Source organism: Ligilactobacillus equi DSM 15833 = JCM 10991 (assembly GCF_001435735.1).
GTDB lineage: Bacteria > Bacillota > Bacilli > Lactobacillales > Lactobacillaceae > Ligilactobacillus > Ligilactobacillus equi.
The window spans coordinates 1-962 of the sequence record NZ_AZFH01000070.1 but is presented as its reverse complement, the minus strand read 5'-3'; the positions used below and the strand labels follow the sequence as shown (position 1 = coordinate 962).

Annotated in this window: 1 protein-coding gene; it reads left to right on the top strand. The window is 38.4% G+C overall.

Translation table 11 applies throughout. The features are described 5' to 3' along the window. Positions 1-962, top strand: a 962-nt coding sequence (locus FC36_RS06235; protein WP_156409522.1) for an SspB-related isopeptide-forming adhesin, incomplete at both ends; no start/stop codon positions are given.

The following is a 962-nucleotide window of genomic DNA, read 5'->3' as shown; positions in this document are numbered from 1 at the left end:
GATGCTACTGGCACTATTGCTAACACTATGAGCCAAACAAATGAAGATCATGGTTACAAGACCAATACGGTTAAGAATGATGTTGAACCAAACCCTACTCCAGTTAAGGTTGTTGTCAACTCCGACGGTACTAACATCGACAAGACGACTGTTTTACCGGGACAAATGGTAACTTACACTGGTACATGGGACTTATCCGAGTTAGCAAACCACAAGTTTACTAAGGATGAATTAGCTAAAGATTGGACATTTGATGATGACTATGACGAAGCTAAGATTAGCCCAGTCACTGATTCATTAAAGGTAACTGATGCTAAGAACAACGATATTACTAAGCTATTTAAGCCTGTATGGGACGAAAAAGCTGGTAAGTGGGTATTAACACCAAATGATACTAAAGCGTTCTTAGAAACTTACAAGGGCCAAAAACTTACTGTGTCATTTAACTCTGTTGTCAAAGCTGATGCTACTGGTACTTTAGCTAATACCATGAACCAAACTAATAATAGCGTTGGTTACAAGACTAATACTGTTACAAACGATATTGCTACTGATCCTAAACCAACTAAGGTTGTTATGGATGAACAAGGCAAGGACGTAAACAAAGCAACAGTTAAGCGTAACGCTAAGTTAGTTTACCAAGGTACATGGGACTTATCTGAATTAGCAAACCACACCTTCACTAAGGAAGAACTTGCTAAAAACTGGACATTTAGTGATGACTATGATGAAACTAAGTTTACTGCTGACGAAGGTTCCTTCAAGGTAACTGATGCTAAGGGTAATGATGTAACTTCACTATTTGACGCTAAATGGGACGCTAAGAATGGTAAAGTGGTTGTAACACCTAAGAATGTTGAAACCTTCTTAAACACGTTTAAGGGCCAAAAACTTGATGTTGAATTTGCTGGTAAGGTAAATAAAGATGCTAAGGGTGTGCTCGAAAACACTATGGTGCAAAC